The 19,076-nt window shown below is 57.0% G+C and carries 15 protein-coding genes; 9 read left to right on the top strand and 6 right to left on the bottom strand.

Going from position 1 to position 19,076, the window contains the following annotated elements; all coding sequences use genetic code 11:
• The first annotated feature begins 24 nt into the window (after positions 1-24).
• On the top strand, positions 25-768 hold the full coding sequence (gene cysQ / locus GO007_RS24070; protein WP_045853338.1) for a 3'(2'),5'-bisphosphate nucleotidase CysQ: 744 nt from the start codon (positions 25-27) through the stop codon (positions 766-768).
• Here the strand turns inward: cysQ and GO007_RS24065 are convergent.
• A complete protein-coding gene (locus tag GO007_RS24065) occupies positions 758-1,315 on the bottom strand; it encodes a YtfJ family protein (protein WP_095104360.1) in 558 nt (185 codons plus the stop codon). The two genes, cysQ and GO007_RS24065, sit on opposite strands and share 11 nt — an antisense overlap.
• A 318-nt stretch (positions 1,316-1,633) precedes the next feature.
• On the opposite strand from GO007_RS24065, the gene GO007_RS24060 reads away from it, so the two are divergent.
• Positions 1,634-1,840: a DUF1107 domain-containing protein gene (locus GO007_RS24060; protein WP_041143739.1), complete on the top strand. Its 207-nt coding sequence runs from the start codon at positions 1,634-1,636 to the stop codon at positions 1,838-1,840.
• A 75-nt stretch (positions 1,841-1,915) separates the two neighbouring features.
• Here the strand turns inward: GO007_RS24060 and paeA are convergent, their stop codons facing one another.
• Together paeA and msrA are read right to left on the bottom strand one after the other, a co-directional pair.
• Positions 1,916-3,259 (bottom strand): polyamine export protein PaeA, encoded by a 1,344-nt coding sequence (gene paeA / locus GO007_RS24055; RefSeq protein WP_095104358.1) that lies wholly within the window; start codon positions 3,257-3,259, stop codon positions 1,916-1,918.
• 172 nt (positions 3,260-3,431) lie between these two features.
• Positions 3,432-4,070: a peptide-methionine (S)-S-oxide reductase MsrA gene (gene msrA, locus GO007_RS24050; RefSeq protein WP_095104356.1), complete on the bottom strand. Its 639-nt coding sequence runs from the start codon at positions 4,068-4,070 to the stop codon at positions 3,432-3,434.
• 210 nt (positions 4,071-4,280) lie between these two features.
• On the opposite strand from msrA, the gene tamA reads away from it, so the two are divergent.
• From tamA to GO007_RS24035, 3 genes are read left to right on the top strand one after another with little or no spacing between them, the layout of a single operon-like run.
• Positions 4,281-6,014, top strand: coding sequence for an autotransporter assembly complex protein TamA (gene tamA, locus GO007_RS24045; RefSeq protein ID WP_095104353.1), 1,734 nt, complete (start codon positions 4,281-4,283; stop codon positions 6,012-6,014).
• The gene (gene tamB, locus GO007_RS24040; protein ID WP_095104351.1) at positions 6,011-9,787 is read left to right on the top strand and encodes an autotransporter assembly complex protein TamB; all 3,777 of its coding nucleotides are present in this window, start codon (positions 6,011-6,013) and stop codon (positions 9,785-9,787) included. Before tamA ends, tamB begins: the two co-directional genes overlap by 4 nt.
• Positions 9,788-9,789: 2 nt before the next feature.
• The gene (locus tag GO007_RS24035; protein ID WP_095104349.1) at positions 9,790-10,134 is read left to right on the top strand and encodes a gamma-glutamylcyclotransferase family protein; all 345 of its coding nucleotides are present in this window, start codon (positions 9,790-9,792) and stop codon (positions 10,132-10,134) included.
• Between the two features lie 47 nt (positions 10,135-10,181).
• Here the strand turns inward: GO007_RS24035 and GO007_RS24030 are convergent, their stop codons facing one another.
• The 3 genes from GO007_RS24030 to ppa all read right to left on the bottom strand — a co-directional run bounded on the left by GO007_RS24030 (position 10,182) and on the right by ppa (position 14,118).
• A complete protein-coding gene (locus tag GO007_RS24030) occupies positions 10,182-12,191 on the bottom strand; it encodes a TonB-dependent receptor domain-containing protein (RefSeq protein WP_095104347.1) in 2,010 nt (669 codons plus the stop codon).
• A gap of 86 nt (positions 12,192-12,277) precedes the next feature.
• On the bottom strand, positions 12,278-13,348 hold the full coding sequence (yncE, locus tag GO007_RS24025; RefSeq protein WP_095104345.1) for a 7-bladed beta-propeller protein YncE: 1,071 nt from the start codon (positions 13,346-13,348) through the stop codon (positions 12,278-12,280).
• A gap of 239 nt (positions 13,349-13,587) precedes the next feature.
• On the bottom strand, positions 13,588-14,118 hold the full coding sequence (gene ppa / locus GO007_RS24020; protein ID WP_041143747.1) for an inorganic diphosphatase: 531 nt from the start codon (positions 14,116-14,118) through the stop codon (positions 13,588-13,590).
• 401 nt (positions 14,119-14,519) lie between these two features.
• Between ppa and ytfQ the strand changes: the two genes are divergently transcribed.
• The 4 genes from ytfQ (at position 14,520) to yjfF (ending at position 19,073) form a co-directional block, all read left to right on the top strand.
• A complete protein-coding gene (gene ytfQ / locus GO007_RS24015; protein WP_076947019.1) occupies positions 14,520-15,476 on the top strand; it encodes a galactofuranose ABC transporter, galactofuranose-binding protein YtfQ in 957 nt (318 codons plus the stop codon).
• Between the two features lie 74 nt (positions 15,477-15,550).
• Positions 15,551-17,053 carry a galactofuranose ABC transporter, ATP-binding protein YtfR gene (ytfR, locus tag GO007_RS24010; RefSeq protein WP_095104343.1) on the top strand — a complete coding sequence of 501 codons (1,503 nt, stop codon included), beginning with the start codon at positions 15,551-15,553 and terminating at the stop codon, positions 17,051-17,053.
• A gap of 9 nt (positions 17,054-17,062) precedes the next feature.
• Positions 17,063-18,088 carry a galactofuranose ABC transporter, ATP-binding protein YtfT gene (gene ytfT, locus GO007_RS24005; RefSeq protein ID WP_095104341.1) on the top strand — a complete coding sequence of 342 codons (1,026 nt, stop codon included), beginning with the start codon at positions 17,063-17,065 and terminating at the stop codon, positions 18,086-18,088.
• Complete coding sequence (gene yjfF, locus GO007_RS24000) at positions 18,075-19,073, top strand: galactofuranose ABC transporter, permease protein YjfF (protein ID WP_095104339.1); 999 nt, start codon at positions 18,075-18,077, stop codon at positions 19,071-19,073. Before ytfT ends, yjfF begins: the two co-directional genes overlap by 14 nt.
• Positions 19,074-19,076 lie beyond the last annotated feature (3 nt).

Raw genomic sequence — 19,076 nt, 5'->3', positions numbered from 1 at the left:
CACTGCAACCAGATGAGGTGGAGAATGTTAGAACAAGTATGTCAGCTTGCACGGATCGCGGGCGATGCCATTATGGAAGTCTATGATGGAAATCAGCCGATGGACGTTGCCAGCAAGAAGGACGATTCTCCGGTCACCGCGGCGGATATTGCTGCGCACAAAGTCATTATGAGCGGCCTGCTGGCGCTGACGCCCGATATCCCGATCCTGTCTGAAGAAGACCCTCAGGAGTGGCAGGTGCGCCAGCACTGGCAGCGCTACTGGCTGGTGGACCCGCTGGACGGCACCAAAGAGTTTATCAAGCGCAACGGTGAGTTCACGGTCAATATCGCCTTGATTGAGAAAGGCAAACCGGTGCTTGGCGTGGTCTATGCGCCGGTGATGAAGGTGCTGTACTGCGCGGAAAACGGCAAGGCCTGGAAAGAGGAGTGCGGCAGGCGTAAGCAAATTCAGGTCCGCGACGCCCGACCTCCGCTGGTGGTCATCAGCCGCTCCCACGGCAACGATCCGGAGCTGGAGGAGTACCTCGAGCAGATTGGTGAACACCAAACCACCTCGATCGGCTCATCGCTGAAGTTCTGCCTGGTGGCGGAGGGGCAGGCCCAGCTCTATCCGCGCTTCGGGCCGACCAACAGCTGGGACACCGCTGCCGGCCATGCGGTCGCGGTTGCCGCCGGGGCGCACGTTCACGACTGGCAGGGGAGAACCCTCGACTACACGCCGCGTGAATCCTTCCTCAACCCCGGCTTCCGGGTTTCTATTTACTGAGCAGCTTGTGCAGCAGGGCGACAACCTGCTGCACTTCATCCTGGGTCAGCGCGCCGTCTTTGGCCCACTGAACCCGGCCGTCTTTATCCAGCACCACGATGGCTGAGCTCTCCTCCTGCAGCTGCCACGCCTTACGTGCCAGACCGTTACTGTCGACAATAAACTGCGACCACGGATAGAGCTGCTTGTTGCTCTCAATGCTGCTGCGTACGAACATCCCTGAGCCCGGGATCGCGTCATCGGTATTGACGATAGTGGTGGTCTGATAGCGATCGTGCGGCAGCTTCGCGGCCTTGATAGCTTCTATCAGCGTGGCGTTTTTCTCTTTTGCCGCCGTGCGTCCGGCGATGTGCTGCACCACGCGAACTTTTCCCGCCAGCTGCGAGCTATTCCAGTTTTTATAGCTAAACTTATCATTATCCAGAATTAATTCTCCCCGGTCGGCGATGCCAACCGGCGCGACGCGCTGACCATCGACAAAATTATGCGCTGAGGCGATCAGCGGTAGCAGAAGGAGTGAAGCCGCCAGAATTTTACGTAGGGTCATGATGTTTCCTTATTATGTGCAGGTGATCCGACCACTTGGTCTGGCTTAAGCATAAATGCGATTTATCGGCATGACACGCAATCAGAGTGCCAGATTGCGTGTTAACGCACATATTCGAATAAAATCGGTGACTTATACTCACTTCTACGTATGTTTGAAAAGAAAATTCTTAATTAGTGTCATCAAAAGGTAAATAAACTTATGCATGCTGGGTATTACAGAAGTTCTGGACTATAGTTTCAGGGCATTAAAATTTGCGCTCTGGATTCGTGGGCTAAGTGTGGCACCACAGGAGCGTAACCCTGGCAGGAGACAACAATGAAAATTTTCCAACGCTACAATCCGCTGCAAGTGGCGAAGTACGTGAAGATCCTGTTCCGTGGACGGTTATACATCAAGGATGTTGGCGCTTTTGAGTTTGATAAGGGCAAAATCCTTATCCCGAAGGTAAAAGACAAGCAGCATTTTTCTGTGATGTCTGAGGTCAATCGTCAGGTTCTGCGTCTGCAAACAGAGATGGCTTAATCTGAAAAGTGGTATAGCTGTACGGTAAAAAAAACGGCTCCTGATAGGAGCCGTTAGTGTTTCTGAAGGCGGCGATTATGCCGACTCTTTTTCGCTTACCACCGTTTCCGACTGCTTCGGTACCATCACCGTCGGTTTATTGTCGATGCGGGTGACCAGCAGCTGATCGATGCGGTAGTTATCGATGTCCACCACCTCAAACTTGTAGCCTGAGAATTTCACCGCGTCGGTGCGCTTCGGGATCTTGCGCAGCATAAACATCATGAAGCCGCCGATGGTTTCATAGTTGCCGGACTGCGGGAAATCGTCAATATCGAGCACGCGCATCACGTCATCAATCGGCGTACCGCCGTCAATCAGCCATGAGTTCTCGTCGCGGGCGACGATCTGCTCCTCCAGCCCCTGGCCGACCAGATCGCCCATCAGGGTGGTCATTACGTCGTTCAGGGTAATAATCCCGACCACCAGCGCATATTCGTTCATGATGACCGCAAAGTCTTCGCCGGCGGTTTTAAAGCTCTCCAGCGCTTCTGACAGCGTCAGGGTATCAGGGACAATCAGCGTATTGCGGATCTGCACGCCGCCGGTCAGCACCAGGCTTTGATTCGCCAGCACGCGGTTCAGCAGATCCTTGGAGTCCACGTAGCCGATGATATGGTCGATATCCTCATTACAGACCAGGAATTTGGAGTGCGGATGCTCCGCAACCTTGTTCTTCAGGCTCTGCTCATCTTCGTGGAGATCGAACCAGATAACATTTTCACGCGAGGTCATCGACGACGGAACGGTACGTGATTCCAGCTCGAACACGTTCTCAATCAGCTCATGCTCCTGCTTACGCAGCACGCCGGCCAGCGCGCCGGCCTCGACGACCGCGTAAATATCATCGGAGGTGATGTCGTCTTTACGCACCATCGGTAATTTGAACAGCCGGAAAATATTGTTGGCCATGCCGTTGAACAGCCACACCAGCGGGCGGAACACCGTCAGGCAGAAGCGCATCGGGTTGATGATACGCAAAGCTACTGCTTCTGGCGCAATCATACCGATGCGTTTCGGGGTCAGGTCAGCAAACAGGATGAACAGGCTGGTGACCAGAGTAAAAGAGATAATAAAGCTGAGCTGCTCGGAGAGTTCCGGCGACATATAGCCGCTTAGCAGGCTGTTGAAAGCCGGTGAAAATGCGGCATCGCCGACGATACCGCCGAGGATCGCCACCGCGTTGAGGCCGATTTGCACGACGGTGAAGAACATCCCAGGGTTTTCCTGCATTTTGAGAACGCGCTGAGCGTTCACGTGACCATCATCGGCCAGCAGTTTGAGTTTGATTTTACGTGAGGCGGCCAGCGAGATTTCTGATATCGAAAAAAATGCGCTGACGGCAATCAGACAAAGTATTACTAAAATACTGTTTAACATAGTTTATCTAGCCATTGAGGCCAGATCCTCGGAAGGGAAGTTGATAACTCTAATGTGGAATACATAAAAAACCGGTCCGAAGGCACTGGACCGGCTACAACACAGCCTAGTATAGCGTAAGGTACTGTAAAGCCGCCAGAGCGTTAATTGTGCGCCCCGGAAATATTCACTACTACGCCTGCGGCGGCAGGCATACGCCGATCCCGCCGATCCCGCAGTATCCGTACGGATTTTTATGCAGATACTGCTGGTGGTCGTCTTCAGCATAGTAGAACGGCTTCGCCGTTGCTATCTCAGTAGTGATTTGGCGCGAGTCGTTGGCGTCGCGCATCGCCGCCTGAAAACGTGCCAGGCTGGCTTTAGCGGCCGCATCCTGCTCCGGCGTCAGCGGATAGATAGCCGAACGATACTGGGTGCCGTGGTCATTGCCCTGCTGCATTCCCTGAGCCGGGTCATGGTTTTCCCAGAATACCTGCAGCAGCTGCTCATAGCTGATGACCTGCGGGTCGTACACGATGCGTACGGCCTCGGCGTGGCCGGTATCACCGGAACACACTTCGCGGTAGGTTGGGTTAGGGGTGTAGCCGCCGGTATAGCCTGCGGCGGTGCTGTAAACGCCGGGCAGCTGCCAGAACAGGCGCTCAACTCCCCAAAAGCAGCCCATCGCCAGCAGCGCAACTTCCATTCCCGCAGGAACGTTAGTCATGGAGTGGCCATTGACGGCGTGGAGCGTTGCCACCGGCATAGGGGTGTTGCGTCCGGGTAGCGCATCCGCCTGGGCGACAAGATGCGTTTTATCAAATAGACTCACGGTTGGCCTCTCTAAAACATAAGTCGTAGTTAAGGTTGTAACGATGCGTGTCTTTTTACACAATAAACACGATCGGTACGTCTAGAGTTAAACATAAGAATTATTTGGGTTATCGTCATTTTTTCAACCCTTAGCTGTTAGGGTTTTGTTAAGCCGGGGATCGGCGCTTTCGTTTCCTTCGGGGGGAAACAAGGATATTCAGGAGAAAACGTGCTACAAATCCGCCAGTTATGTGTCACCAGCCTTTTGCTGGTCAGCGGGGTCGCTAGCGCCGCGAGCGTGCGTTTGCAGGTTGAGGGGCTATCCGGGGAACTGCAAAAAAATGTCCGTGCCCAGCTATCGACGATCCAAAGTGATGAAGTCACGCCGGATCGACGCTTTCGCGCGCGCGTTGATGATGCCATCCGTGAAGGCCTGAAAGCGCTAGGTTACTACGAACCGACGATCGATTTTGATTTACGTCCGCCGCCGGCAAAAGGGCGGCAGGTGCTGATTGCCAAAGTGACGCCCGGCGAACCGGTGCGTATTGGCGGTACCGACGTCATTCTGCGCGGCGGAGCGCGAACCGACCGTGACTATCTGGATTTGTTAAAAACGCGTCCGGCAATCGGCACCGTGCTGAATCACGGCGATTACGACGGTTTTAAAAGCTCCTTGACCCGCGTAGCGCTGCGCAAAGGCTACTTTGATAGTGAATTCAATAAAAGCCAGCTCGGGGTCTCTCTCGATCGTCATCAGGCCTTTTGGGATATCGATTACAACAGCGGCGAGCGCTATCGCTTCGGCGCCGTGACCTTCAGCGGGTCGCAGATCCGCGACGAGTACCTGCAAAATCTGGTGCCGTTTAAGCAGGGGGATGAGTATACCTCCGAGGATCTGGCGGAGCTAAACCGCCGCCTGGCGGCCACCGGCTGGTTCAGCTCGGTGGTGGTCGCGCCGGAGTTTGAGAAGTCCAGAAAAACGAAAGTGCTGCCTCTGAAGGGCGTGGTCGCGCCGCGCAAAGAGAATACCGTCGAAACCGGTATCGGCTATTCGACCGACGTCGGGCCGCGGGTAAAGGCGACCTGGAAAAAGCCGTGGATGAACTCCTATGGCCACAGCCTGACCTCCAGCGTCAGCCTCTCCGCACCGGAGCAGCAGCTTGATTTCAGCTATAAGGTCCCGCTGCTGAAGAGCCCGCTGGAACAGTATTACCTGATGCAGGGCGGCTTTAAGCGCACGGATCTCAACGATACCAAAGCCGACTCCACCACCCTCGCGGCATCGCGTTACTGGGAGATGTCGAGCGGCTGGCAGCGCGCTATCAACCTGCGCTGGAGCCTCGATCACTTTACCCAGGCTAACGTCACCAATACCACCATGCTGATTTATCCCGGGGTATCGGTTAACCGCACCCGCTCGCGGGGCGGCCTGATGCCGACCTGGGGCGATTCCCAGCGCTATTCGGTGGATTACTCCAACACCATGTGGGGCTCGGATATTAACTTCGTCGTCGCCCAGGCGCAGGACGTGTGGATCCGCACGCTCTACGATCGCCACCGTTTTGTGGTGCGCGGTAACCTCGGCTGGATTGAGGCCGACAATTTTGACAAGGTCCCGCCGGATCTGCGTTTCTTCGCCGGGGGCGACCGCAGCATTCGCGGCTACAAATACAAATCTATCTCGCCAAAAGACGACGATGGCAAGCTGATCGGTGCATCGAAGCTGGCCACCGGCTCGCTGGAGTACCAGTACAACGTCAGCGGAAAGTGGTGGGGGGCGATGTTTATCGACGGCGGTGAGGCAGTAAGCGATATCCGCAAAAGCGACTTCAAAACCGGCGCCGGCGTTGGCGTTCGCTGGCAGTCGCCGGTCGGTCCTATCAAGCTGGATATCGCCGCGCCGGTCGGCGACAAAGACGAACACGGTTTACAGTTTTACATCGGTCTGGGGCCTGAATTATGAGTTTATGGAAGAAGATAAGCCTCGGGGTCGTGCTCTTTCTGGTCCTGCTGCTGGGCACGGTTGGCTTCCTGGTCGGCACCACCAGCGGCCTGCATCTGGTGCTGAAAGCGGCAGACCGCTGGGTGCCTGGCCTGGAGATCGGCAAGGTCTCCGGCGGCTGGCGTGACCTGACGCTGGAGAACGTGCGGTTCGCCCAACCGGGCGTGGCGGTTACCGCCGGTCAGTTCCACCTTGCGGTGAAGCTACGCTGCCTGTGGGACAGCAGCCTGTGCGTCAACGACATTTCGCTACGCGATATCTACGTCGCGATCGATACCTCAAAAATGCCGCCTTCCGCGCCGCCAGAAGAGGAGGATTCAGGGCCGCTGAATCTCTCAACCCCATATCCCATCACCCTGAGCCGCGTCGCGCTGCAAAACGTTAACGTCAAAATTGATGATACCGCCGTGTCGGTGCGGGATTTCTCCACCGGCCTGCGCTGGCAGGAGAAAAACCTGACCCTGACGCCAACGTCGCTGCAGGGGCTGCTTATCGCACTGCCGAAAGTCGCTAAGGTGGCGCAGGAGCAGGTCGTTGAGCCGAAGATAGAGAATCCTCAGCCGGAGGAAAAACCGCTCGGCGAGACGATGAAGGCGCTGTTTGCGCAGCCGGTGCTCCCGGAAATGGCCGACGTCCATCTGCCGCTCAACCTCAATATTGAGGAGTTCCGCGGCGAGCAGCTGCGGGTTACCGGCGATACCGATATGACCATCTACAGCCTGCTGCTGAAGGTCAGCAGCATTGACGGGCAGATGAAGCTCGATGCGCTGGATATCGATTCCGATCAGGGCAAGGTCACCGCCGCGGGCAGCGCGCAGCTGCAGGATAGCTGGCCGGTGGATATTACCCTCGACGGTACGCTGAATATTGACCCGCTCAAGGGCGAGAAGGTGCAGCTGAAAGTCGGCGGCGAGATGCGCAAAAAGCTGACGGTTGGCGTTGATTTAGCCGGCCCGGTGGCAATGACGCTACGCGCCGATGCGCAGCTGGCTGAAGCTGGGCTGCCGCTCAATATGGAGCTGAAAAGCAAGCAGCTGTACTGGCCGTTTAGCGGCGAAAAGCAGTTCCAGGCCGACGATTTGCAGCTGAAATTCAGCGGCAAAATGACCGACTACGCCCTGGCGCTGAGCACCGCGGTGAAGGGGCAATCTCTGCCGCCGGCGAAAATCAGCCTCAATGCTAAGGGCAACGAGCAGCAGGTGAATATTGATAAACTGACCGTCGCCGCGCTGGAAGGGAAAACCGAGCTGAAGGCGCTGCTCGACTGGCAGCAGGCGATTAGCTGGCGCGGCGAGCTGACCCTTGACGGCATTAATACGGCCAAAGAGGTCCCGGACTGGCCTTCGAAGCTGAACGGCCTGATCAAAACCCAGGGCAGCCTGTACGGCGGCAGCTGGCAGATGTCGGTCCCGGAGCTGAAAATCACCGGTAACGTGAAGCAGAATAAGGTTGATGTCAGCGGTTCCCTGCAGGGCAATAGCTATATGCAGTGGAAAATCCCCGGCCTGCATCTGGCGTTAGGCCCCAACAGCGCCGACGTGAAAGGCGAGCTGGGGGTTAAAGATCTGGATCTCGACGCCACCATTGATGCGCCGCATCTCGATAACGCGCTGCCGGGCCTTGGCGGGACGGCGAAAGGGCTGGTGAAAGTGCGCGGCACCGTGGAGGCGCCGCAGCTGCTGGCGGATATCACCGCCCGCGCCCTGCGCTGGCAGGAGCTATCGATTGCCCAGGTTAACGTCAAAGGCGACGTTAAATCCAGCGATCAGATTGCCGGCAATCTCGATGTGCGTATCGACCGTATCAGCCAGCCGGGCGTCAATATCAGCCTGGTGCAGCTCAATGCGAAAGGTAATGAGAAGCAGCATGACCTGCAGCTTAAAGTGCAGGGGGAGCCGGTCTCCGGCCAGCTGTCTCTGGCGGGGAGTTTTGACCGTAAAGAGGAGCGCTGGAGGGGAACGATGAGCAATACCCGCTTCCAGACGCCGGTGGGCCCGGTTTCGCTGACGCGCAATATCGCGCTGGACTACCGTAACCGCGAGCAGAAAATCAGCATCGGGCCGCACTGCTGGACCAACCCGAACGCCGAGCTCTGCGTGCCGCAAGCGATCGATGCGGGCGCGAGCGGCCGGGCGGTCGTTAACCTCAACCGTTTCGATCTGGCGATGCTGAAGCCGTTTATGCCGGAGGCCACCCAGGCCAGCGGCGTCTTTAGCGGCAACGCCGACGTGAGCTGGGACACCACCAAAGAGGGGTTGCCGCAGGGCAAGGTGACGCTGAACGGACGTAACGTGAAGGTAACGCAGACGGTCAACGATGCGCCGCTGCCGGTGGCTTTCGATACCCTGAACCTCACCGCCGATCTGCACAACAACCGCGCGCAGCTCGGCTGGCTGATCCGCCTGACCAATAACGGTCAGCTTGACGGACAGGTTCAGGTCACCGACCCGCAGGGCCGACGCAATCTCGGCGGTAATATCAACATCAATAACTTCTCGCTGGCGATGATTAATCCGATCTTCTCCCGAGGGGAAAAGGCGGAGGGCCGGCTGAACGCCAACCTGCGCCTCGGCGGCGATGTGCAAAATCCGCAGCTGTTTGGTCAGATGCAGCTGAACGGCGTGGACATTGACGGTAACTTTATGCCGTTCGATATGCAGCCCAGCCAGCTGGCGATGAACTTCAACGGCACCCGCTCGACGCTGCAGGGTACGGTGAATACGAGCCAGGGCCAGATTAGCCTTAACGGCAACGCCGACTGGACCCAGATAGACAACTGGCGCGCGCAGATCGCGGCGAAGGGCAGCCGGGTGCGTATTACGGTGCCGCCGATGGTGCGCCTGGACGTTTCGCCGGATGTGGTCTTTACCGCGACGCCGAGCTTGTTTAATCTTGACGGTAGCGTCGATGTTCCGTGGGCGCGTATTGTGGTTAACGACGTGCCGGAGAGCGCGGTCGGCGTCTCTTCCGATGAGGTCATGCTGAACGACTCCCTGCAGCCGATTAAGCCGCAGAGCGCCGGTATCCCGATCAACAGTAACCTGACGATCCATGTCGGTAATAACGTTCGCCTCAGCGCGTTTGGTCTGAAGGCGCGCCTGACCGGCGATTTAAAAGTTGCTCAGGATAGACAAGGTCTGGGCCTGAACGGGCAGATCAATATTCCGGAAGGGCGCTTCCACGCCTACGGCCAGGATCTGATCGTACGTAAAGGCGAGCTGCTGTTCTCCGGTCCGCCGGATCAGCCTTCACTGAATATCGAAGCCATTCGCAACCCGGATGCCACAGAAGACGACGTGATTGCCGGCGTTCGCGTCACCGGCTCCGCCGACCAGCCGAAGGCGGAGATCTTCTCCGACCCGGTAATGTCGCAGCAGGAAGCGCTTTCTTATCTGCTGCGCGGCCAGGGATTGAGCAGCGGGCAGAGCGATAGTGCCGCAATGACGTCAATGCTTATTGGCCTGGGGGTTGCACAAAGTGGTCAGGTTGTGGGTAAAATCGGCGAGACGTTTGGCGTAAGCAATCTGGCGCTGGATACCGAGGGGGTAGGCGACTCTTCCCAGGTGGTAGTCAGCGGCTATGTGCTGCCGGGTCTGCAGGTAAAATACGGGGTCGGTATCTTCGACTCCCTGGCGACGCTGACATTACGCTATCGCCTGATGCCTAAGCTATATATGGAAGCGGTGTCTGGCGTAGACCAGGCTCTCGATTTGCTCTATCAGTTTGAGTTTTAGCAATGCGAATATTTGTTTACGGCAGTTTACGACGCAAACAAGGCAACAGCCACTGGATGACCAACGCTCAGTGGCTGGGCGATCATAGTGTCAACGATTATCAGCTGTACAGCCTGGGCCACTATCCAGGCGCGGTGCCCGGTGAAGGCACGGTACATGGTGAAGTCTATCGTATTGACGCATCGACGCTGGCCGAACTGGATGCTCTGCGTACCAAAGGCGGCGAATACGCGCGCCATCTTATCCAGACGCCGTATGGCGGCGCATGGATGTATGTCTATCAGCGCCCGGTTGAGGGGTTTACGCTGATAGAGAGCGGTAACTGGTTAGACAGAGACCAGTATTAAAAACGACAGCGCCACCCTCGGGTGGCGCTGTTTTTTGCGGGCGTTAATCAGAACTCGACGCGGGCGCCGAGATTATAGCGTCGGCCCTCTATCTGACCGTACTCGCCCCACGAGGTGGTGCGTTTAGGGTCCGCATCAAACAGGTTATAGATCCCCGCCAGCAGCTGCGCGTTTTTGTTCAGCTGATAGCGCAGGCCGACATCCACCATCGTATAGGCCTCATACTCATTATGGCTGCCGCTATCGCGGTTGCTGCTGCGATAGTTCACCGTACTCCAGACATCCATACTCTGCGTCGCCGCCCAGCTGAGCGACAGATTTGCCATATGGCGCGGATAGTCGTTCAGCGCATAGCCTTTTTCGGCACCGCTTTTCTGCTCGCTGTGGTTGTAGGTGTAGTTGGCGTTAGCCTTGATATCGGCACTAATCTGCCAGTCAGCGTTGAGCTCGACGCCGTAGACGTCGGCTTTACTGACGTTAAAGTATTTGTCGATCGAATCTGCTTTGTAGCCGTTGACGGAACACTGGTTGGTTGCCGTGGTTTCGCAGATGTTTTGCTCGGTAATTTTATCTTTGAACTGGGTATAGAAGACCGTGCCGTCCAGCGCCAGGGCGCTGCCCGTCCAGTACAGGCCGAGCTCGGAGTTAACGCTTTTCTCCGGCTTCAGGTCGTCGTTGCCGACCGTCAGGAAGGGATAGGGTACGGTTGAACCGTGCGGCGTAATAAAATCGCTGGAGGTCGCGCGCAGCTCCGGTTTTTTATAGCCTGCTGAAACCCCGCCCTTCAGCGCCCATGCGTCGCTAAACGCCCAGTTGCCGTACAGCTTTGGCGTGACGTGGGTGCCAAAGTTATCATCGCGATCGAGACGCCCTGAGGTGGTCAGGATGAAATCGCCGAGGGTCCAGCCGTCTTCGGCAAACAGCGCCCAGCCGTTGCGGCTAACTTTGGTAACCGGGGTGGAGCCCGGCAGGGTTTTGTTGGCGACATCAAAGCGGTCATTCAGCTCTTCGCGGGTAAAGTTCGCGCCCACGGTCAGCTTGTGGTTATCAAGGCTCAGCGTTGTCTGGCTGTTGGCAACGTAGTTTTCCGTCTGCACGTATTGCGGCGTTTGCCCGTCATAGACGTACTTTGAGCGGCCTTTTTCATAATTAATGTAGTTGGTGGTGGCGACGGTATCGTCGGCATACCAGCCGGAGTGCGTCAGGGTTAACGCGTCGCGGTCGAAGCGCCATGTCCAGGGCGTGCCGCGCTGCCAGGTCCGATTTTTCTCCTGCTCGCCGGTTACCACGTTCAGGTCAAAGAGGTTGTTCTCGCTGGCGGCCAGGCCGAGCGTCATATCGAGGGACTTGCGGTTGTGCTTGCCGAAGTAGTTTTCGCGTTCGTCATCGCGACGATCCAGCCAGTCTGCCGCGAGGCTGAGGCCGAGGACGTCGGGGATCAGCGGGCCCATGGTGAACAGATTCATCTGGCTGGTATTGCCAAAATCATGGTGCTCCTGGAGCCAGGTGTTGGCGGCCATCGCGCCGGTCCACTCCTTCACGCCGTAAGGCTTTTTGGTGATAACGTTCACCACCCCGCCGATGGCATCTGAGCCGTAGAGGGAGGACATCGGGCCGCGAATAACCTCAATACGCTCAATCGCCTCCATCGGCGGCAGGAAGCTGGCTTCGGTGCCGAGGTCCTGGCCATAGGGGCGTGATTCGCCGGTATTCTGTTTGACGCTGTTAACCATGAAGGCGGTGTAGGACGGGTCCATGCCGCGCATCATAATGCTGCCCGAGGATATTTCGCTGCCGCTCGACACCGACACGCCGGGAAGGTTTTTTATCGCCTCGCCGACGTTGCGGTCGGGCTGAATATCCAGCGTTTGGCGATCGATTGTCGAGATGGTCGCCGGCGCTTCACGCTTTTCCTGCGCAAAGCCGGTGGCGGTGACCACCATTTGCTCTTCGCCGCTACGCGAAGTTTCGCTAAGTTCTTCCGCCTGAGAGGGCAAAATGACCCCACCGGATAAGGCTACGATCCCCGTAAGCGCAATGAGTTGACGCGTTTTCATAATATCAGACACCTGCAAAGAAAAAATAACGACATCACCTCGTGACGGTGCGCCGCCACAAGGTGAAAAATAACGAGTGATGATTATTAGTATTGCGTCAGGTCGATTTTCATCACGTAATCAGGCTTTTTACCCATCAGCTCTTCGGGCTGTTTAATGCTGACATACAGCGCGTTCGCGTCGGCGGAAAGCGCAAGGCTGTTGGGAAGGGCGGTAGTTTGAATACTCTGTTTTACCTTGCCGGTTTCGCTGTCGGCGATGGTTATCAGTTTGGCGTTACGATGGGTAATATAAACTTCCTTGCGCTTTTCGTTATAAATAACGGCCAGGGAGTTAATCACGTCAATTTCAGAAAGGACGTTACCGTTACGAATATCGACCACTAATACATTGGGTAAATCCGGGTCGGTAATAAATGCGCGACTGTTTTTGACATCCACGGCGATATTGAGGAAAAAACGTTTTTTATCCGGGGCGACGGTAAAGCGGTCGATAATTTTATTGCTGGTGGTATCGATGGCGATCAGGCCATTTCTGCCGTTCACCACGTAGAGCCGGTTTTTTTGCGGATCGACCGCCATGCCGGTTGGGTATTCGCCCATATCGCTAATGGTCGCAACCCCGGCCCGCTTTTCGGTATCGACAACCCAGACAACGCCCTTTTCCGCGACGCCTGAGACGTACAGGCGGTGATTCTGCTTATCGAGGACCATTTCGCGCGTATGGATAATCTCTTTGGGGTCGCTCGCCTCGCTGAGCTGCAGCACCGCCAGCTCCTTACCGCTGCGGGTATCAATCAGCGTGACCGAACCTTCGAGGGTATTGCCGACGTACAGGACATGATTCGCGTCGTCCAGCGCGGTGGCAAACGCCCGCCGGCTGGTTTTAATGACTTCAACGGTGGTGAGGCTTTCCAGATCCAGCTTGTAAATCTGCCCCGTGGTTTTGTCTTTATCAAACGAGGGGGCGGAGGCGGCGAACAGCGCATGCTGCTGTGCGTCTACCGCCAGCTCATAGACGCCATGACCGACTTCACGAGTCAGGAACTCTTTCTCAGGAAGCACGGCGGCCGCTGCGGTCAGGCCGGTCAGGAGCAGGGCCGCAGTCAGCGCCATGCCGGAACAGAGCTTTAAAGTCTTCACATTGTGGAGGTTCATTGACGTTTATTCACATTTATTTACGAACTGAAAATGATAATGATTTTTAATTTCATTCGCAATTGTAAATGTGACGGGCCAACTCCCTATTCTGGTAGGCGAAAATATGGCCGCAGGTTTGCCCGACGGGTCGGGAGATAGGGGAGGAATAAACGGGCAGGGAGGTGAACAGCGGACATAAAAAAACCCTTACTAACCGGCAGCCGGCGTTCAGGGTCTGGCTTTACGCAGAGGCGAACTTAGTTCTTCGCCGCGCGCTCGAAGGAAGCAATGATTTCAGCTTTCGCCGCAGCAGCATTGTCCCAACCGTCAACTTTAACCCACTTGCCTTTTTCCAGATCTTTGTAGTGCTCGAAGAAGTGAGTGATCTGTGCTTTCAGCAGTTCCGGCAGGTCGTTCACATCGTTGATGTGATCGTACTCTTTGCTCAGCTTGGTGTGCGGTACCGCAACCAGCTTGGCATCTTCACCGGATTCGTCGGTCATCTTCAGAACGCCAACCGGACGGCAGCGGATCACTGAGCCTGGCTCCAGCGGATACGGAGTCGGAACCAGCACGTCTACCGGGTCACCGTCCAGAGACAGGGTGTGGTTGATGTAGCCGTAGTTGCACGGATAGAACATCGCGGTGGACATAAAGCGGTCAACGAACAGTGCACCGCTCTCTTTGTCGACTTCGTATTTGATTGGGTCTGCGTTCGCCGGGATCTCAATAACGACGTAGATATCTTCCGGCAGATCTTTACCCGCAGGTACGTTGAGTAAGCTCATGTCTGTTCCTTTAAAATGTATAGCAAACAAGTGCCCGGTATTATAGCCAACTCACATCGAATGTCTTCGCTTCTTTTGTTTCTGGCGGCGGAAAGATGGCGTCATTTTTCATCGTAAAACAACCTGAAAATCCATAAACATAGCCACATCCTGAATAAATTTATGTAAGCGTTTACATTGCATGTGATTGATTTATCAAAGTGCTAAAAATTTCGCCATCAGCGGCGATGGCGACAACGTGGCGAAAGCCTTATCCGCTCTAAGCTGCCATAAACGGCGTGAATTAACATTTAGTTTACTTTTTCGAAGTGTGATGTAACGCATTCAGTTACATCTCTGATTGTCTATAGTTTGTCCGCAGATAACGATTTCACTAACAATAACCCTACGAGGATCGCCTTATGTGGAAGCGCTTACTTCTTGTCACAGCAGTTTCCGCAGCTATGTCATCTATGGCAATAGCTGCCCCTCTGACCGTAGGATTTTCGCAGGTCGGGTCTGAATCCGGCTGGCGTGCGGCCGAAACCAGCGTTGCGAAGGAGGAGGCCGCTAAGCGCGGTATTACTCTGAAAATTGCCGACGGTCAGCAAAAGCAGGAAAACCAGATTAAAGCGGTACGCTCCTTCATTGCGCAGGGGGTCGACGCCATCTTTATCGCCCCGGTCGTGGCGACGGGCTGGGAGCCGGTGCTGAAAGAGGCCAAAGAGGCCAAAATCCCGGTATTCCTGCTCGACCGTTCCATTGATGTGAAGGACAAAGATCTCTACATGACCACCGTCACCGCCAATAACGTGCTGGAAGGTCAGCTGATTGGCGACTGGCTGGTGAAAACCGTCGACGGTAAGCCGTGCAACGTCGTTGAGCTGCAGGGCACCGTCGGGGCCAGCGTCGCCATTGACCGCAAAAAAGGCTTCGCTGAAGCCATCGCTAAGGCATCGAACATCAAGATTATCCGCTCTCAGTCCGGCGACTTTACCCGCAGCAAGGGGAAAGAGGTTATGGAGAGCTTTATCAAAGCGGAAAATAACGGCAAGAACATCTGCATGGTTTATGCCCATAACGATGACATGGTTATCGGCGCCATCCAGGCGATTAAAGAGGCCGGGCTGAAGCCGGGTAAAGATATTCTTACCGGCTCCATTGACGGCGTACCGGATATCTACAAAGCGATGATCGCCGGCGAAGCTAACGCCAGCGTCGAGCTGACGCCAAATATGGCCGGGCCGGCATTCGATGCGCTGGAAAAATTCAAGAAAGACGGCACCCTGCCTGAGAAGCTGACCATCACCAAATCGACGCTCTATCTGCCGGATACGGCGAAAGAAGAGTTAGAGAAGAAGAAAAATATGGGCTATTGAGTGAGCGTAGGCCATCAGGACGCTCGGTTTAGTTCCCTCTCCCCGGTGGGGAGAGGGTTAGGGGAGGGGAAACCATGAACGGCGAAGTACATCAGGAGATCCTTCGTACCGAGGGACTGAGCAAATTTTTCCCCGGCGTAAAGGCGCTGGATAACGTTAATTTCAGCCTGCGGCGCGGTGAGATCATGGCCCTGCTGGGTGAGAATGGCGCGGGGAAATCGACCCTGATCAAAGCGCTCACCGGCGTTTATCACGCCGATCGCGGCACTATCTGGCTCGAGGGCCAGGCAATAGCGCCGAAAAATACCGCCCACGCGCAGCAGCTGGGCATCGGTACCGTCTACCAGGAGGTCAACCTGCTGCCGAATATGTCGGTGGCGGACAATTTATTTATCGGCCGCGAGCCCCGTCGCTTTGGCCTGCTGCGGCGTAAAGAGATGGAAAAGCGCGCCACCGAGCTGATGGCTTCCTACGGTTTCTCCCTCGACGTCCGTGAGCCTCTTAACCGCTTTTCAGTGGCGATGCAGCAGATTGTCGCTATCTGCCGCGCCATCGACCTGTCGGCTAAGGTGCTGATCCTCGATGAACCTACCGCCAGCCTGGATACCCAGGAGGTGGAGATGCTCTTCACCCTGATGCGCCAGCTGCGCGACAGCGGCGTCAGCCTGATTTTTGTTACCCACTTTCTCGATCAGGTGTACGCCGTGAGCGATCGGATTACCGTGCTGCGCAACGGCGGCTTCGTCGGCTGCCGGGAAACACGCGAACTGCCGCAGATTGAGCTGGTGAAAATGATGCTGGGGCGCGAGCTGGAGCATAACGCTTTACAGCGCGCGGGCCGCACCCTGCTGAGCGATAAGCCGATCGCCGCCTTTGAAGGCTTTGGTAAAAAGGGCACGATCGCGCCGTTCGACCTCCAGGTTCGCCCCGGCGAAATTGTTGGCCTGGCGGGGCTGCTGGGCTCCGGGCGCACCGAAACGGCGGAAGTGATTTTTGGTATCAAACCGGCCGATAGCGGCAAGGCGCTGATCAAAGGCAAGCCGCAGACGCTGCGCTCGCCGCATCAGGCCTCCTGCCTCGGGATCGGCTTTTGCCCGGAAGACCGAAAAACCGACGGCATTATCGCGGCGGCGTCGGTACGGGAGAACATCGTGCTGGCCCTGCAGGCGCAGCGCGGCTGGCTGCGCCCAATTCCGCGGCGCGAGCAAAACGAGATCGCCGAACGCTTTATCCGCCAGCTGGGGATCCGTACCCCCAGCGCCGAGCAGCCGATCGAATTTCTTTCCGGCGGCAATCAGCAGAAGGTACTGCTTTCCCGCTGGCTGCTGACCAAACCTCAGTTTCTGATCCTCGATGAGCCGACCCGCGGGATAGACGTCGGTGCGCATGCCGAGATCATCCGCCTGATTGAAACCCTGTGCGCCGATGGCCTGGCGCTGCTGGTCATTTCGTCAGAGCTGGAAGAGCTGGTGGGCTATGCCGATCGGGTCATTATCATGCGCGATCGCAAACAGGTTGCGGAGATCCCGCTCGGGGAGCTCTCCGTTCCGGCGATCATGAACGCAATTGCGGCATAGGAGTAAATCATGATGCCAGGATCTCTTCCGCAAACCGGCCAAACGAAGCGTCGCTTCAGCTGGCCGAAGGGTATGCCGCAAATCATTGCGCTGCTGCTGGTGCTGGCCGTAGACAGCCTGGTGGCGCCGCACTTTTTCCAGATTGTCCTCCAGGAGGGGCGTCTGTTCGGTAGCCCGATTGATATTCTTAACCGCGCGGCGCCGGTCGCGCTGCTGGCGATTGGCATGACGCTGGTTATCGCCACCGGCGGGATTGACCTGTCGGTCGGCGCGGTGATGGCGATTGCCGGCGCTACCGCCGCCTCGATGACCGTTGCCGGGCACAGCCTGCCGGTGGTGCTGCTGGTATCGCTGGGGGCGGGCGCGCTGGCCGGGCTATGGAACGGTATCCTGGTGGCGGTGCTGAAGATCCAGCCGTTCGTGGCCACGCTGATCCTGATGGTGGCCGGGCGCGGCGTCGCGCAGCTGATCACCTCCGGGCAGATTGTCACCTTCGACTCGCCGCCTCTGGCGTGGCTCGGCAGCGGCTCGCTGCTGCTGCTGCCGACGCCGGTGCTTATTGCCGCCGCCACGCTGCTGCTGTTCTGGCTGTTCACCCGCAAAACCGCGCTGGGAATGTTCATTGAAGCGGTAGGGATTAACATTCGGGCGGCGAAAAATGCCGGGGTCAACACCCGCATCGTCGTGATGCTGGCCTACGTGCTGAGCGGCGTGTGCGCGGCGATAGCCGGGATCATCGTTGCGGCGGACATCCGCGGCGCCGATGCCAACAACGCCGGACTCTGGCTGGAGCTGGACGCCATCCTGGCAGTGGTGATCGGCGGCGGATCGCTGATGGGCGGGCGCTTTAACCTTCTGCTCTCGGTAGTCGGCGCGCTGATTATCCAGGGGATGAACACCGGGATCCTGCTGTCGGGCTTCCCGCCGGAGCTTAACCAGGTAGTGAAAGCGGTGGTGGTGCTGTGCGTACTGATCGTGCAGTCGCCGCGCTTTATCAGCTTACTGAAAGGAGTACGCGGCCGTGATAAAACGTAACTTGCCGTTGATGATTACCCTTGCCGTATTCGTGCTGGGCTACCTCTATTGCCTGACCCAGTTTCCCGGCTTCGCCTCGACGCGGGTGATCTGCAATATCCTCACCGATAACGCTTTTCTTGGCATTATTGCCGTGGGGATGACCTTCGTGATCCTCTCCGGCGGCATCGACCTGTCGGTCGGGTCGGTGATCGCCTTCACCGGCGTGTTCCTCGCGAAAGCGATTGGCGTCTGGGGGATCACGCCGCTGCTGGCGTTCCCGCTGGTGCTGGCGATGGGCTGCGCGTTTGGCGCGCTGATGGGCTGGCTTATCGATACGCTGAAGATCCCGGCATTTATTATTACCCTCGCCGGGATGTTCTTCCTGCGCGGCGTGAGCTATCTGGTCTCTGAAGAGTCCATTCCTATCGATCACCCGGTGTATGACACGCTCTCCGGGCTGGCGTGGACTATTCCCGGCGGCGGTCGCCTGAGCGCGATGGGGCTGCTGATGCTGCTGGTGGTGGTGGCGGGCATTTTTATGGCCCACCGCACCCGCTTTGGCAACCAGGTGTACGCCATTGGCGGCAGCGCCGTCTCGGCAAATCTGATGGGCATTTCGACCCGTGGGACCACTATTCGCATTTACATGCTCTCTACCGGGCTGGCGACGCTGGCGGGGATCGTTTTTTCTATCTACACCCAGGCCGGTTACGCGCTGGCCGGGGTTGGCGTTGAGCTGGACGCGATTGCGTCGGTGGTGATTGGCGGCACGCTGCTCAGCGGCGGCGTCGGCACGGTATTAGGGACGCTGTTTGGCGTAGCGATTCAGGGGCTGATCCAGACCTACATTAACTTCGACGGCACGCTCAGCTCGTGGTGGACGAAAATTGCGATCGGCATTCTGCTGTTTATCTTTATTGCGCTGCAGCGCGGGCTGACGGTGCTGTGGGAGAACCGCCAGAACTCGCCGGTATCGCGGGTGAGCGGAACGGCGAATCGCTAGCGT

This window comes from Klebsiella sp. 10-1 (assembly GCF_009758445.1).
Taxonomy (GTDB): Bacteria; Pseudomonadota; Gammaproteobacteria; order Enterobacterales; family Enterobacteriaceae; genus Klebsiella; species Klebsiella scottii.
The sequence above is the reverse complement of the archived record's forward strand: the minus strand, read 5'-3'. Positions and strand labels throughout refer to the sequence as shown.

Bases quoted from the DNA above. Each gene is read 5' to 3' on its own strand.
- cysQ (WP_045853338.1), top strand. From the start codon at position 25: ATGTTAGAACAAGTATGTCAGCTTGCACGGATCGCGGGCGATGCCATT.
- GO007_RS24065 (WP_095104360.1), bottom strand. From the start codon at position 1,315: ATGACCCTACGTAAAATTCTGGCGGCTTCACTCCTTCTGCTACCGCTG.
- GO007_RS24060 (WP_041143739.1), top strand. From the start codon at position 1,634: ATGAAAATTTTCCAACGCTACAATCCGCTGCAAGTGGCGAAGTACGTG.
- paeA (WP_095104358.1), bottom strand. From the start codon at position 3,259: ATGTTAAACAGTATTTTAGTAATACTTTGTCTGATTGCCGTCAGCGCA.
- tamB (WP_095104351.1), top strand. From the start codon at position 6,011: ATGAGTTTATGGAAGAAGATAAGCCTCGGGGTCGTGCTCTTTCTGGTC.
- GO007_RS24035 (WP_095104349.1), top strand. From the start codon at position 9,790: ATGCGAATATTTGTTTACGGCAGTTTACGACGCAAACAAGGCAACAGC.
- GO007_RS24030 (WP_095104347.1), bottom strand. From the start codon at position 12,191: ATGAAAACGCGTCAACTCATTGCGCTTACGGGGATCGTAGCCTTATCC.
- yncE (WP_095104345.1), bottom strand. From the start codon at position 13,348: ATGAACCTCCACAATGTGAAGACTTTAAAGCTCTGTTCCGGCATGGCG.
- ppa (WP_041143747.1), bottom strand. From the start codon at position 14,118: ATGAGCTTACTCAACGTACCTGCGGGTAAAGATCTGCCGGAAGATATC.
- ytfQ (WP_076947019.1), top strand. From the start codon at position 14,520: ATGTGGAAGCGCTTACTTCTTGTCACAGCAGTTTCCGCAGCTATGTCA.
- ytfR (WP_095104343.1), top strand. From the start codon at position 15,551: ATGAACGGCGAAGTACATCAGGAGATCCTTCGTACCGAGGGACTGAGC.
- ytfT (WP_095104341.1), top strand. From the start codon at position 17,063: ATGATGCCAGGATCTCTTCCGCAAACCGGCCAAACGAAGCGTCGCTTC.